Source organism: Ruegeria marina (genome assembly GCF_900101475.1).
In the GTDB taxonomy this organism is placed as follows: domain Bacteria; phylum Pseudomonadota; class Alphaproteobacteria; order Rhodobacterales; family Rhodobacteraceae; genus Ruegeria_B; species Ruegeria_B marina.
The window spans coordinates 93111-107052 of the sequence record NZ_FMZV01000009.1; the positions used below are offsets into that span (position 1 = coordinate 93111).

At 62.2% G+C, this 13942-nt stretch carries 13 protein-coding genes; 6 read left to right on the forward strand and 7 right to left on the reverse strand.

Going from position 1 to position 13942, the window contains the following annotated elements; translation table 11 throughout:
• Positions 1-33: 33 nt before the first annotated feature.
• The 3 genes from BLT75_RS13580 (at position 34) to BLT75_RS13590 (ending at position 2654) form a co-directional block, all read left to right on the forward strand.
• Positions 34-1266, forward strand: a complete 1233-nt coding sequence (locus BLT75_RS13580) for a class I SAM-dependent RNA methyltransferase (protein WP_093032483.1) — start codon at positions 34-36, stop codon at positions 1264-1266.
• 18 nt (positions 1267-1284) lie between these two features.
• The gene (locus tag BLT75_RS13585) at positions 1285-2070 is read left to right on the forward strand and encodes an ion transporter (RefSeq protein WP_093032484.1); all 786 of its coding nucleotides are present in this window, start codon (positions 1285-1287) and stop codon (positions 2068-2070) included.
• 62 nt (positions 2071-2132) lie between these two features.
• Complete coding sequence (locus BLT75_RS13590; protein ID WP_093032486.1) at positions 2133-2654, forward strand: L,D-transpeptidase family protein; 522 nt, start codon at positions 2133-2135, stop codon at positions 2652-2654.
• A 9-nt stretch (positions 2655-2663) separates the two neighbouring features.
• Here the strand turns inward: BLT75_RS13590 and BLT75_RS13595 are convergent, their stop codons facing one another.
• From BLT75_RS13595 to cysQ, 6 genes are all read right to left on the reverse strand, one after another.
• On the reverse strand, positions 2664-4097 hold the full coding sequence (locus BLT75_RS13595) for a sulfotransferase family 2 domain-containing protein (RefSeq protein WP_093032488.1): 1434 nt from the start codon (positions 4095-4097) through the stop codon (positions 2664-2666).
• Between the two features lie 6 nt (positions 4098-4103).
• A complete protein-coding gene (locus BLT75_RS13600) occupies positions 4104-5804 on the reverse strand; it encodes a DUF5927 domain-containing protein (RefSeq protein ID WP_093032500.1) in 1701 nt (566 codons plus the stop codon).
• Positions 5801-6787, reverse strand: a complete 987-nt coding sequence (locus BLT75_RS13605; RefSeq protein ID WP_093032512.1) for a glycosyltransferase family 2 protein — start codon at positions 6785-6787, stop codon at positions 5801-5803. Before BLT75_RS13605 ends, BLT75_RS13600 begins: the two co-directional genes overlap by 4 nt.
• A 198-nt stretch (positions 6788-6985) precedes the next feature.
• Complete coding sequence (locus tag BLT75_RS13610) at positions 6986-8032, reverse strand: glycosyltransferase family 2 protein (RefSeq protein WP_093032513.1); 1047 nt, start codon at positions 8030-8032, stop codon at positions 6986-6988.
• A 12-nt stretch (positions 8033-8044) separates the two neighbouring features.
• Positions 8045-8845: a 3-deoxy-manno-octulosonate cytidylyltransferase family protein gene (locus BLT75_RS13615; protein ID WP_093032514.1), complete on the reverse strand. Its 801-nt coding sequence runs from the start codon at positions 8843-8845 to the stop codon at positions 8045-8047.
• On the reverse strand, positions 8846-9643 hold the full coding sequence (gene cysQ, locus BLT75_RS13620) for a 3'(2'),5'-bisphosphate nucleotidase CysQ (RefSeq protein ID WP_093032515.1): 798 nt from the start codon (positions 9641-9643) through the stop codon (positions 8846-8848). It lies immediately after the preceding gene.
• Positions 9644-9763: 120 nt separating this feature from the next.
• On the opposite strand from cysQ, the gene BLT75_RS13625 reads away from it, so the two are divergent.
• The gene (locus BLT75_RS13625) at positions 9764-10585 is read left to right on the forward strand and encodes an ABC transporter permease (protein ID WP_425441138.1); all 822 of its coding nucleotides are present in this window, start codon (positions 9764-9766) and stop codon (positions 10583-10585) included.
• Complete coding sequence (locus BLT75_RS13630; protein WP_143028560.1) at positions 10582-11172, forward strand: COG3650 family protein; 591 nt, start codon at positions 10582-10584, stop codon at positions 11170-11172. The genes BLT75_RS13625 and BLT75_RS13630 overlap by 4 nt, the downstream gene beginning before the upstream one ends.
• On the opposite strand, the gene BLT75_RS13635 is transcribed toward BLT75_RS13630, so the two are convergent.
• Positions 11169-11771 carry an alpha-ketoglutarate-dependent dioxygenase AlkB family protein gene (locus tag BLT75_RS13635; RefSeq protein ID WP_093032516.1) on the reverse strand — a complete coding sequence of 201 codons (603 nt, stop codon included), beginning with the start codon at positions 11769-11771 and terminating at the stop codon, positions 11169-11171. The genes BLT75_RS13630 and BLT75_RS13635 overlap by 4 nt on opposite strands.
• Positions 11772-11983: 212 nt before the next feature.
• On the opposite strand from BLT75_RS13635, the gene dnaK reads away from it, so the two are divergent.
• Positions 11984-13897 (forward strand): molecular chaperone DnaK, encoded by a 1914-nt coding sequence (gene dnaK, locus BLT75_RS13640; protein ID WP_093032517.1) that lies wholly within the window; start codon positions 11984-11986, stop codon positions 13895-13897.
• Positions 13898-13942: the final 45 nt, after the last annotated feature.

Here is a 13942-nt window from a genome sequence, read left to right on the forward strand (position 1 = left end):
TCCCGGCACCGCGCGCCCCTGTATCAGGCAGCCATGACACAGGAAATCACCATCACCCGGTTGGGCTATCAGGGCGACGGCATCGCCCCCGGACCGCTGTATGTGCCGCGCGCCCTGCCCGGCGAGGTGGTCAGCGGCACGCTCGAGGGCGACACGCTGGCCGAGATGCGGGTTGTCACCCCCTCGCCGCACCGGGTGGCGCCGCCCTGCCGCCATTACCGCGCCTGCGGCGGATGCCAGTTGCAACATGCCTCGGACGGTTTTGTGGCCGGCTGGAAACAGGAGGTGGTGCGCGCCGCGCTCAGCGCGCAGGGGGTCGAGGCCCCGCTGCGCCCGATCCACACCTCGCCACCGCAGTCCCGCCGCCGCGCCACCATCGCCGTGCGCCGCACGAAAAAGGGAACGCTGGCCGGGTTCCATGGCCGTGCCTCGGATGTGATCACCGAAATCCCCGGTTGCCAGCTGCTCGACCCCGCACTGCTCGCCGCCATCCCGGTGGCCCAGGCGCTGGCCCTTTTGGGGGGCAGCCGCAAGGGAGTGCTGGCGGTCACGTTGACCCTGTCCGAGGCCGGGCTCGACGTGTTGGTCAGCGGCGGCAAGCCACTTGACGGCCCGTTCGAGGCGACACTGGCCCAGGCTGCCGAACAGTACGGGCTTGCCCGCCTGGCATGGGAGGGCGAGGTGATCGCCAGCCGCCACGCCCCGGTGCAGCGGTTCGGCAAGGCGGCGGTCGTGCCACCGCCCGGCGCCTTTCTTCAGGCGACGAAAGACGGCGAGGCGGCGCTCCTCTCGGCCGTGCGCGAAATCGTGGGCGATGCGAAACGTGTGGCTGACCTCTTTGCCGGTTGTGGCACCTTCTCGCTGCCGCTGGCCGAAACTGCCGAGGTGCACGCCGTTGAAGGCGAGGCCACGATGACCGCAGCGCTCGACCAGGGTTGGCGCAGGGCGCAGGGGCTGAAACGCCTGACCACCGAGGCGCGCGACCTGTTCCGCCGCCCGCTGCTGCCGGACGAGTTGAAGCGGTTCGACGCCGTGGTGCTCGACCCGCCCCGCGCCGGGGCCGAGGCGCAGGTGACCGAGCTGGCCCGCGCGAAACCGCCGGTCATCGCCTATGTCAGCTGCAATCCGGTCACCTTTGCGCGCGATGCCAGAATCCTCATCCAGGCCGGGTATCGCCTCAATTGGGTGCAGGTGGTCGATCAGTTCCGCTGGTCGGCGCATGTGGAGCTTGCAGCCTCCCTCTCGCTAACCCATATGGGCGGCTGAGGAAAAGGAGCACTTGGCATGCAGGTTCGCCAGCAATTGCAGGCAGTCATCGACCGGCCCGGATTCGGGCAGTTCATCACCTTTGTCATCATGGTCAATGCCGTGGTGCTGGGGATGGAAACCTCGCCCTATCTGATGCAGCGCTGGGGCGACTTGATCCTGGCAATCGACAATGCCTGCCTCACGATCTTCATCATCGAGATTGTCTTGAAGCTGGCGGTGCAGGGGCGGCGGTTCTTTACCAACGGCTGGAACCTCTTCGATTTCACCGTTGTCGCCATTGCCCTGGTGCCCAGCACCGGCGGGCTCTCGGTGTTGCGGGCGCTGCGCATATTGCGGGTGCTCCGGGTGATCTCGGTGGCGCCCCGCCTGCGGCGCGTGGTCGAAGGATTCATCACCGCGCTGCCGGGCATGGCCAGCGTCTTTCTGCTTATGACCATCATCTTCTACATCGGTGCGGTGATCGCCACAAAGCTGTTTGCCAGCAGTTTTCCCGACTGGTTCGGCAACCTCGGCCTGTCCGCCTACACCCTGTTCCAGATCATGACGCTGGAAAGCTGGTCGATGGGCATCGTCCGCCCGGTGATGGAGGTTTACCCTTACGCATGGATGTTTTTCGTTCCCTTCATCATGATCACCACCTTCGCAGTGGTGAACCTGCTGGTGGGTCTCATCGTCAATTCCATGCAGGACGCCCACCATGCCGAGGACGGCGTGCGCACCGACGCCTATCGCGACGAGGTGCTTACCCGTTTGGAACAGATCGAAAATCGAATAAAGATGCTCGGCGAAACCAAAAAGTGATTTTGCAATTGGCGGATTCGCCGGTATCTGATCGTCTTAAAACAGACATAGGGCAGTGAAAAATGGATCGTCGGCATTTCGGTCTGACCGCAATCGCCACCTTGGGATTGTCGGCCTGCGGTAGCGGCGGGGACAGCAAGTTTCGCCGGTACTACGGGCCCGCGGTCACGTCGATCGTGGTCAATAAGGGTGCGCGCAAGATGTACCTTCTGAACGACCAGAATGTACTCAAGGAATTCAGGGTGGATCTCGGCTTTGCCCCGAGCGGCCACAAGCAGTTCGAAGGTGATGGCAAGACGCCCGAAGGCACTTACCTGATCGACCGGCGCAACCCCAACAGCAGCTATCACCTGTCGCTCGGCATCTCGTACCCGAATTCGCAAGACATCGCCTATGCCCGGTCGCTGGGCAAGAAACCGGGTGGCGAGATCTTCATTCATGGCGAGCCGAACCAGCTGCGTGAACGCAAGCGGGCGAAAAAGACACAGGACTGGACCGCGGGCTGTATTGCCGTGAAGAACGAAGAGATCGAAGAGATCTATGCCATGGTGCGCGACGGCACCGTGATTACGCTGCGCGCCTGATTTGACCGGTCAGGCCTTGCGCCAGGGGCCGAAACCGAAGACCACATAGTCGCGCTGGTAGATATCGGCGGCCAGCGCTTCCAGCGCGTCGTCGTAGATATCGGCCAGGGCAAATGGCGTGTCCGGCGCCGCCATTGCCGGAACCGGCGGTTCGGCATGTCCGAACCGCTTGGCCAGTGCGGGCAGGGCTTCAGCCATCTCATTCTCGCGCAAGATGACGTCAGGACTGACGAAATCCGAGAAACTGGCGATTGCCTGCGCCTGGCTGCACCATGATCCGTCGATGCGGATCGCGGTCTGCCCGGCCAGGTTCATCCGCAGAAACTCAAGAAATGCCTCGAACGCGGCGCGGTGATCCGCACGGCCGTAATCGACGCCGGGCGTATCCTCGGGGATGGGCAGGCTGAACTGTCGCCGCAGGGTATTGCGGATCTTGGTGTAGCACCCCGGTCCCTTGTTAAGGATCCGGTGGCAAAAGGCCGAATGCGCACGGGCCAGCGGGTGCCGCACCACGGTAAAACAGCGGTGCCCCTCGTTGCCCTTGAGCCATTGGCGGACCTGTTTCTGGTTCAGCCCGGTGCCCAGCGCCGCCTCGATCACCCCATCCAGATCGGCCATCCAGCGGATCACCTGGTCCTCGGGTCCACCTCGGGTCGGCAGGTACATCAGCGGTGTCACCGCGCCGATGACATAGGTCGGCACCGCCGGACCCCGGCGGGGTTCGAAATTCGGAGTACGGGTCAGGTTGAAACGGTCCAGGCCGCTCAGCGCCTCGATCATCTCCTGTGCGTTGATCACCTTCGATGTCACCGGGCTGGGGTTCTGCCGCTTCAGGCTGTCGTCCAGGCCCTCCAGCCTTGCAGTCACGCCCAGCCACTTCGCCAACCCGTTCAGGACTCTCAGATCCTGAAGATCCTCATAGGCAATGTAGAACGGTGTCTGCCCGCTGCGTTGTAGGCTGTTCAGCAGGAATACCTGGAAATCCTGCAATTCCTCGACATGGCGGGCAAACTCCTCGGCATCGAACCTTGCCTGCGCCTCTTTCCGTTTCTTGATGTTGGTAAGTTTCCACTGACCGGTTTCCTTGGCGATCTTCCACGAGACATAGCTGTCCAGCGGGTTGCGGGTCAGGATGATCTTGGCGCAGCGCGGATCGGTCATGACCGTTTCCAGAATGCGCGGATCATGGTCGTGGAAGTACCGGAATCCCCCCAGGATGCCGCGCGCGTTTCTGATCGCGTCCAGCAGGCATTGTGGATCGGCGTCGCGCATCGCCTGGCTGATTTCCAGAATCTCGGTCTTGTTCGGATAACCAATGAAATGCGGGTTGAATGCCTCCCCGAAACAACTGATGCCTTCAAGCGCGTTCAGGTTGGTTTCGAGAAAATTCGAGCCGGTCCGCATTTCAGCGAACACGACGAAGTAATCAAAGGAACTGCTCATTCGGGCTTATCGGACCAGATAGGGTTTACGTTTTTCTTTCGGCGCATTGACTGGCGCCTGCTCGACCGGGAAATCGCCCATCAGATAGGGGTGCATCCCCTGGTTCTTCAGGTTCTGCAGGAACTGGCCGAACCCGGTCAGGTCGACCATGGTCGGCACCTCGGTCAGGCGGCGCGGGTTGGCGGGGCCGATCTCGTCCACAATGGTCTGGATCGGCTCCATCGGCGCCTCGACGAATTCGGCCATCGTCCAGATGCGTACGCGCGCCTTGGTCCAGACCGAGCGCAGGATTTCAAGATGCTTGCTTTCGATCTGTTGCAGTCGGGCTGCTTCCTTGCGCAGATCGGCGAAATTCCGGTTCGACCGGAACAGCGGCACCGCCCAGGCCCCGGTGATCACCGAGACCTGCGCATTCGGGTCGCGCGCCAGTAGCCAGTTGATTTCCTGGTTGTCGGCGGGACCGAACTGAAAACATTGCCGTTCGCCCCGCGTATTCCAGATCAGCGAGGTCAGGAAACTGGTCGGGTTATAGTCACGGATCGCCGCGCTGTCGCTGAGCGCGCCGTTGATCATTGTCTGTCCGCCGGCGAATTCCACCCGATCCGGGCCAAACAGGTGGCCGTGTACCCGTGCGCCTGTGGCGCGCGCCAGCCAGGGTTCGAAATTCTCGAACAGTTCGGTGAATCCCTGGAACATCGAATAGGGATTCGAGGTCAGCCCGTTCTCGTTGCCGTGTCGGGGAAAACGGCTTTGCATGTAGAGCCCGTCGCGCCCGCGCGTCCGGCGCTCGACCGCCTTGGCAAAGATCCGGTCGATCTTGCCCGGATTGGGTTCCGTGCGCTTCATGGCGCCGGCCTTGTCGGTCAGAAACGCGTCATACAGACGATGCGCGCGCGGCCAGATCTTGCGCGCCACAAAACAGTCCGACCGCCGAAGCAACTGTAGATGGTCGTCGTAGAATATATGTGGCTTGCCCTGGAAATCGAACTTGGACAGGGTCAGGGACCGGCTTTCGATATTCGTCGAATATTGCCGCGCCAGGGTCTGGAAATAGCTTTCGTCGGGAATCCAGACCTTGCTGAAATAGCGGTCGAACATCGGGCGCTCGGGGTCTTGCAGGATCGCCGAAAGTGTCTGCCGGGTCAGGCACCACCACTGGCTGCCCATGTGAGGGACGATGCCGGCGGGAATCTTGCGCTTGATCCCCAGCCGCCGTTGCAGGTTCACGTATCTGTCGAACAGCCAGCGCTGCTTTTTCCACGAGAACGGGAACCGCAGGGTAAACCGCTCGTGATCCAGACCGCCCACGGTCCAGGGAACGTCCGCCGTGGTGGCGCTTTCGATGAAATCGGTGCGCGGGCGGCTGGCGAGGTAGTCGATCAACTCCTGTACCGGCCGCAGAGGCAGGCACGATCCCGAGGCAAGGTAGACATGCCGTATGTCGGGAAACTCGGACAGAAGGAGTTCGGAGGCCGATTGCGATGCGGCGACGATCCCCCATGTGCCCCAGTCGCAGCGATGGCGGCTGCTGAACCGGATCAGCGGGTCCTTCATGCAGGCGTCGTGAAAGGCGCGATAGGTGCGGCGCGGCACCTTCTTGTCGACATGAATGACAACCGGGCATCCCGAGGCCGTCCAGTGATGCGCCACCTGCTGCGCCCGGTCCAGCGCCGTGTGCACCAGCATGACGATGCCGACCGTGCTCATGCCCAGTTCCCCTTGGACATCAGGCCCAGGATCTCGAGCTGGCGCCAGTTGATGTACTTCTCGGACCATTTGCACCACAGGTCTGGCTGCGATTTCACCGTTTCGGCATAGGCCTTGTATTCGATGGAGTTCGCATAGTGCTGTTTGCGTGTCAGTTCCTCGGCGGCCTTCTGGGTAAAGGTATCGAGGAACTTGGTGTGCAACAGCGCGCCGCTAGCCTTTTCGCCCCCCCATTCCTCGTAGACCTGGTTCAGGCCACGTGGCAGCAATGTATGGGTCGAGCTGACATAGGCATAGCGCCGGTTCCACTTGACCAGTGGAATCTTGTTCAGCGCCGGGGCCTTCTTGGGCTGGTCCGCAAAAAACACCCGGCTGCGCGGGCCACCCTGAATCCACAGGTTACCGTATTCGGGGTTCTTCTTGATCGTGTAGTTGCCGCTGTCGAACCAGTTGGCGATTTCCAACGGGTTCTGCCCCTCGACATACGGGATCTCGTCGATCTTGCCCTTGGGGTAGAGGTCGATCAGCATGGCGCTGAACGACCGGATCGAGGAGTTGTCGAGCCAGTCGGTCAGCGCCTGTATCGGGCGGGTGTCGCAGAACGGGTAGATGAAGAACTCGTCCGGGTCCACCACCAGCACCCAATGCCCATGGGCATAGGTCCGTTTCAGCCAGTTCATCCAGTCGACGCCGAAGGTGGCCGACTTGTAACTTTTGCTGGTGTGCCAGACGGAAATGTCACGCTGCCCTGAAAGAAAATCGAGCGTGCCGTCGCTGCTGTCGTTGTCGACGAACAGGAAATGGTCAATCCCAAGATCGCGATAGTAGTTCAGAAAATAGGGAAGGCGAATGCGCTCGTTGCGTACTGTACTGACCAACAGGACGTCACCTGGCCGGATGGCCGCGGTATTGTTCTGCACCGACTGCAACTCGCGCGACTTTCGCATGCAACGCAAAAGACGGCGCTTGCGCCGCACTCGCATCTTATACGATTCCCATAGGCTCACGCTGTCATCCAACCATCAAGCGACGCGAGCACGTCAAACACCACAACACCGGAAAACCAAGTGGTACAGACCGGTTATGTCACCGAAACATCCTTGAGGGCAACGAATTTAGAAATGGTTACGCCAGGGTTGACATATCTGCCACGAATTTCCCTGCAGTCGGTTGTTGGCCGCCTAGCCGGACCAACCACCGGGTGTGATCAGTCCAAGTTCCTGCAACTGCCGCCACCCGCTCAGCCGGACCGAGGACGAGGTCCAGAAATCGGGAGAGGCCACCAGATCGTCATAGTAGCGGTCGAATTCCGACGGGCTGTGGAAATGCTGCTGACGAGATTTTTCTATTTCTGAACGGGAAACAATATCGGGCAGGAACTTGGTGTGCAGCAGCACCCCCGACGGGGATGTGCCGCCCGGCCCGTCATAGGCGCCGTTCAGGTGCCGGGGCAGGGCCGAATGGCAGGAATTCACATAGGCATAGCGCCGGTTCCAGCGCATCAGCGGGATCTTGTTCAATGTGGGCGACCGGCGGGGATCATCGGCAAAGAACATCCGTTCGCGCGCGCCGCCCTGCACCCAAAGATTGCCCAGCGGCTGCTGGCGCCGGGCGCGATAGGGGCCGGCGTCGAACCAGCCGAGCAGGTCCAGCGGATCGTCCCCGGGCAGGAAAGACTGTGCGCCAACCGGGCCCTTGGGGTAAAGGTCCAGCATATGCGCACCAAAAGCAGTGCGGCCCTGTCCCTCCAGCCAACCGGTCAGCGCGTGCAGGTCGCTGGTGTCGTGATGGGCATAGACCAGCAATTCGTCGGCATCCACCATCAGGCACCAGTGCCCATGCCCGTGACGCATCTGCAGCCAGGTCAGCCAGTCCAGCCCGAAGCGTGCGGTCCGATAGCTGGCAGCGGTTTGCCAGAGCGACACATCCGGCTTCGCGGCCAGCATCTCCAAGCTGCCGTCATCGCTGCCATTATCGACCATCAGAAAGTGGTCGACCCCCAGCCGCCGGTAATGGTCCAGGAAGCCGGGCAGGCGCAGCGCCTCGTTCCTGAGCGTGGTGAAAGCCAGCACATGTCCCGGCCGGATCGCCGCGGTCCGATCCGCCAGCGACCGCAGCGCATGGCGGCTGCGAAATGACCGCCAAAGCAGCCGCCGCCGTTTCCACCGTAGCCGATAGGCATCGGTCCATCCGATCGGCTGCAACGGGGGCGCTGGGCTGTCGGTCATCGGCGTCTCGGGTTATTCCAGCCCCATGGCGGCCATCATGCCTTCGATCCGGGGCACGTCGGCGGGATTGTTCAGCTCCCAGAACTGCCGCCCGCGCGCCTCGACCTCGACGCACAGGACCTTGCGCCCGTTCTCCATGAACCTGAGCTGTTCCAGCCCCTCCAGCGTTTCCAGTGGCCCGACCGGCCAGCCCGGATAGTCCGCCAGCGCGCCGGGACGGTAGGCATAGACACCGACATGGTGAAACACCGGGGTCGGGTCATCGTCGGCATAGGTCTCCGAGGTATAGGGGATCACCTCTTTCGAGAAATAAAGCGCGCTGCGGTCGGCGGCGAACACCGCCGTGGTGCCGCCGACCCGGCCATGTTTGCGGTCGTTCAGAAACCCGTTCAGCGCCATCCCGTCACAGCGCAAGACCGGCGTGGCGATATCGGCCTCGGGCGCCGCACGCAGCCCCGTGATCAGGCCCTCGACAAACCAATGCGGCGTCAGCGGCGCATCGCCTTGCAGGTTCACCACAATGTCGAAACCACCGCCCAGCGCCTGATGCGCCTCGGCGCATCGCTCGGTGCCGTTGACGCAGCTGGACGAGGTCATGACCACCTCGGCGCCGAACCCTTCGGCCACTTCGCGGATGCGGTCTTCATCGGTAGCGACGACAACCCGGTCGGCCCCAGCAACCGCCATCGCCGCCCGCCAGGACCGTTCGATCAGGGTCATCGACACGCCGGTCGCGCCGGTCAGCGGCACCAGTGGCTTGCCCGGATAGCGGGTCGAGGCATAGCGGGCGGGAATGGCGATCAGGACGGACATTCAGGCTTCCTTGAGATCAACGCTGGGGGCGTAGGCAATGAAGAACGGGTTGGCATAGCCTTCCTTGCCATAGGTCAGCGGCTGGTGATTGTCGAACCGTACCACCTTGCCGCCGGCCCCGGCCAGAACCGCGTGCCCGGCGGCGGTGTCCCATTCCATCGTGCGGCCGACACGCGGGTACAGGTCCGCCTCGCCCGTGGCCACAAGGCAGAATTTCAGCGAGGACCCTGCGCTCTTGCTGTCCTTGACGCTGTATTTGCCGATGTAATCCTCGGTTGCCTGATCCCGGTGCGATTTCGACGCGACCACCATCAGCGCCGCATTGTCCGCTTCGGCCACCCGGATCGGAGAGAGATCACCGGGGGTTTCCTTGTCCAGCGCACCGGTCTCCTCGACCGACGTGCCGTCGGCCAGCGTGTAGAACATCCGCCCCTTGGCCGGGGCATAGACCACCCCGCGCGTCGGCGTGCCGTTCTCCACCAGCGCGATGTTCACCGTGAAATCACCGCGCCGGTTGATGAATTCCTTGGTCCCGTCCAGCGGATCGACGATCAGGAACGTATCGCCCGTCTCGCTGTGCGAGGCCGCCTGCTCCTCGGTCACCAGCAGGATATCGGGGAATGCCACCCGCAATCCGGCCGAAATCAGCGCATCCGCAGCCTCGTCGGCCTCGGTCACCGGGCTGGCGTCCGACTTCACCTTCACGTCGAAATCATCGGCGTTGTAGATTTCCATGATCCTGTCACCTGCCTCCAACGCAAGGCGCCTAATGACTGGAATAAGGTCGGTATAGGTCACAAATTTGCTCCTATTTCGTGATTTGTTGATCCGCGATGCAGCTGCCCTTATGCTGTGATGGCAAGGGATCGGCAAGAATTCCATGGAATTTTCAAAGGCAGAGCGACAGGAACTGGCAGCGTGTTCAAATTCAGGCAGCACAATTCACTTCTGAGCGGCGCCTTCACCATGGCCGAGCTCATCTTTCACAACGTGGTCCGAAGCGTGCGCCAGGGCCATTCAAACGCCTTTGTGGCCTTGGCCAAGAACATGATGCAGGTGCTGGTCTTCGTGCTGGTCTTTTACATGATGTTCTCGATCCTCGGCCTGCGCGGCTCTGCGATCCGGGGCGATTTCCTGCTCTACATCATGTCGGGCATCTTCCTGTTCATGGTCCATATCAAGACGGTCGGCGCCGTCGCAGGGGCCGAGGGGCCGAACAGCGCGATGATGAAACACGCGCCGATGAACACGATCGTCGCCATCCTGTCGGCGGCGCTGGCCTCGCTTTATACCCAGCTTTTGACCCTGATCCTGATCCTGTTCGGCTATCATGTCGCCTTCAACCCGGTCTATATCGACGATTGGGGTGGCGCCTTTGCCATGCTGATGCTGTCCTGGTTCACGGGCTTTGCCGTGGGGCTGGTCTTTCTGTCGATCAAGCCCTGGGCGCCCACGGTTGTCGGGGTGATGACCACGATCTACCAGCGGGCCAACATGATCGCCTCGGGCAAGATGTTCGTGGCCAACACCCTGCCGGGTTATATGCTGGCGATGTTCGACTGGAACCCGCTGTTTCATGCGATCGACCAGTGCCGCGGATTTGTGTTCAAGAACTACTTTCCGCACAACAGCGACTGGCACTATGCGCTGTGGGTCGGGATCGTGTTGATCATGATCGGGCTGATGGGCGAATTCTACACCCGGCGCCATGTCTCGGCCAGCTGGTACGCGCGGCGATGATCCGGTTACTGATCCTCGCGTTTCTTTTGGGGGCAGGCTCCGTCCTGCGCGCCGATCCGGTGCCCGCGCTCTATGACGTGACGGGTGTTGCCTTCAATGATGTCCTGAACATGCGCGCCGAACCGTCCGGCAGTTCTGAAAAACTGGGCGAACTCGCGCATGATGCGACCGGGGTCGAGGTTGTGGACCTCACCCTTGACGGCACATGGGGCCGGGTAAATGCGGGCGAGGGCAGCGGTTGGGTCGCGATGCGCTATCTTGCCCGGCGGCCGGATCACCCGACGCTTTGGATGACTCCCCGGCTGGCGTGTTTCGGGACCGAACCGTTCTGGTCCTTGACCATCGACCAGGGCGATTCCGCCCGGTTCGAGCCGTTGGCTGATCAACCCCGGACCGTTCCGGCCGGAACCCTGCAACCGGGGGTCGGCGTCATCAACCGGTTCATGATCGCGCTGGGCGACAACCTCGCCGTCATCCGACAGGAGCAATGTCACGACGGCATGTCGGACCGCGCTTTTGGGCTGGACATTTCCCTTGTGCTGGACGGAACGCTCTATTCCGGTTGCTGTTCGCTGGTGGCAGACTAGACGGCGACCCGCAGCGTCAGGTTGATCCGCCCTCCCTTGGGAAGCAGCCGGGACGAGCCGAACCGGATTCGGTCGATCCCGTGATAGACCAGCCGCGCCGGACCCCCCATCACCACCACGTCGCCGGAACTCAGCCAGACCGATTCCGTCTTGCCGCCACGCATCGTGTCGCCGATGCGGAACAGCGCGTCGTCGCCCAGGGACACCGACACCACCGGCCAGGAAAAATCCGCCTCGTCGCGGTCCTGGTGCAGGCCCATCTTCGCACCCTCGCCATAATAGTTGATCAGGCAGCAATCAGGCGCGCGGTCATGCCCGGTCACCTCGTGCCAGATGGCCAGGATCGGGTCGGGGATCGCCGGCCATGCGCTGCCGCGCGGATGCATCGGCTGATAGCGATAGCCGCGCTTGTCCGACACCCAGCCCAGCTCCCCGGCCGAAGTCATCCGCACCGACATCGCCTTGCCGCTGGCGGTGACCGGAGAAAACAGCGGCGCTGCCTTCAGCACAGGACGCAGCGCCTCGATCAGCCGGGCCTGGGCCGCGCCATCCAGCACGCCCTTGCGGATCTCGACCCCTCTCACCATCAGCCTGGTCATTCCATCCGCATCCCTTGGTTGATGAACCCTTGCCACAATCCACGCAGATTCCCGAAAACCTGCAATTCAGCATGCTTGCAGGCCCTGTTTTCGCCCCCTATATACGCCGGGACGCGCCGTGGAGTAGTGCCATTGCGCAAACAGATCGGGGCCGGAATGCCAAAACGGGTTCGGGTCTCGAGCCATCGCCTTGAACAGAAAGGGATCGAACAATGGGAAAAGTAATCGGTATTGACCTCGGCACCACCAACTCCTGCGTTGCCATCATGGACGGCGCCCAGCCGAAGGTCATCGAAAACTCCGAAGGGGCGCGGACCACGCCCTCGATCGTCGCCTTCACCGAAGACGAGCGACTGGTCGGGCAGCCGGCAAAACGCCAGGCGGTCACCAACCCTTCGAACACCATTTTTGGCGTCAAGCGTCTGATCGGCCGCCGGGTCGACGACGCCGAGGTCACCAAGGACAAGAAGATGGTGCCCTTCACCATCGTGAACGGCGGCAATGGCGACGCCTGGGTCGAAGCCCGTGGCGAGAAGTTTTCGCCGTCGCAAATCTCGGCCTTCATCTTGGGTAAGATGAAGGAAACTGCGGAATCCTACCTGGGTGAGGACGTGACCCAGGCCGTGATCACCGTGCCCGCCTATTTCAACGACGCCCAGCGGCAGGCTACCAAGGACGCCGGCAAGATCGCCGGACTTGAAGTGTTGCGGATCATCAACGAACCGACCGCCGCCGCGCTGGCCTACGGGCTCGACAAGAAGAACAGCCAGACCATCGCGGTCTATGACCTTGGCGGCGGTACCTTCGACGTTACCATCCTGGAAATCGACGACGGTCTGTTCGAGGTCAAGTCGACCAACGGCGACACTTTCCTGGGTGGCGAAGACTTCGACATGCGGATCGTCAACTACCTCGCCGAGGAGTTCAAGAAAGAGCATGGCGTCGATCTCAGCAAGGACAAGATGGCGCTCCAGCGCCTGAAGGAAGCCGCCGAAAAGGCCAAGATCGAGCTCAGCTCGACCACCCAGACCGAGATCAACCAGCCGTTCATCTCGATGGGCGCCAACGGCCAGCCGCTGCACATGGTCATGAAACTGACCCGCGCCAAGCTGGAAAGCCTGGTGGGCGACCTGATCAAGAAGTCGATGGACCCGTGCAAGGCCGCGCTCAAGGATGCCGGCATCTCGGCTGCGGACGTTGACGAGGTGGTTCTGGTCGGCGGCATGACCCGCATGCCCAAGGTCATCGAGGAAGTGACCAAGTTCTTCGGCAAGGAGCCGCACAAGGGTGTGAACCCCGACGAGGTGGTCGCCATGGGTGCCGCCATCCAGGCCGGCGTTCTGCAGGGCGATGTCAAGGATGTGGTCCTGCTCGACGTGACCCCGCTGTCGCTGGGCATCGAAACCCTGGGTGGCGTGTTCACCCGCCTGATCGACCGCAACACCACGATCCCGACCAAGAAGTCTCAGGTCTTCTCGACCGCCGAGGACAATCAGAACGCGGTGACCATCCGCGTGTTCCAGGGCGAACGTGAAATGGCCGCCGACAACAAGATCCTGGGCCAGTTCAATCTGGAAGACATCCCGCCCGCACCGCGCGGCATGCCCCAGATCGAGGTGACCTTCGACATCGACGCCAACGGCATCGTGTCGGTTTCGGCCAAGGACAAGGGCACCGGCAAGGAACAGAAGATCACCATCCAGGCCTCGGGCGGTCTCTCGGACGAGGACATCGAAAAGATGGTCAAGGACGCCGAGGAAAACGCCGAAGCCGACAAGGCGCGCAAGTCGCTGGTCGAGGCGCGCAACCAGGCCGAAAGCCTCATCCACTCGACCGAGAAGTCGATCGAGGAGCACGGCGACAAGGTCGACCCGACCACCGTCGAGGCGATCGAACTGGCTATTGCCGCGCTCAAGGATGATCTCGAAAAGGATGGCGTCAGCGCCGAAAAGATCAAGTCGGGCATCCAGAACGTGACCGAAGCGGCCATGAAGCTGGGCGAAGCGATCTACAAGGCGCAGAGCGAAGGCGGCGATGACGAGCCGACTGCGGCCGATGCCGAAGGTCGTGATGACGATATCGTCGATGCCGAGTTCGAAGATCTGGGCGAAGACAAGCGCAAGTAACCGGTCATCCGGGCCAGAACGGGCCGGTCCGTTCACCGGACCGGC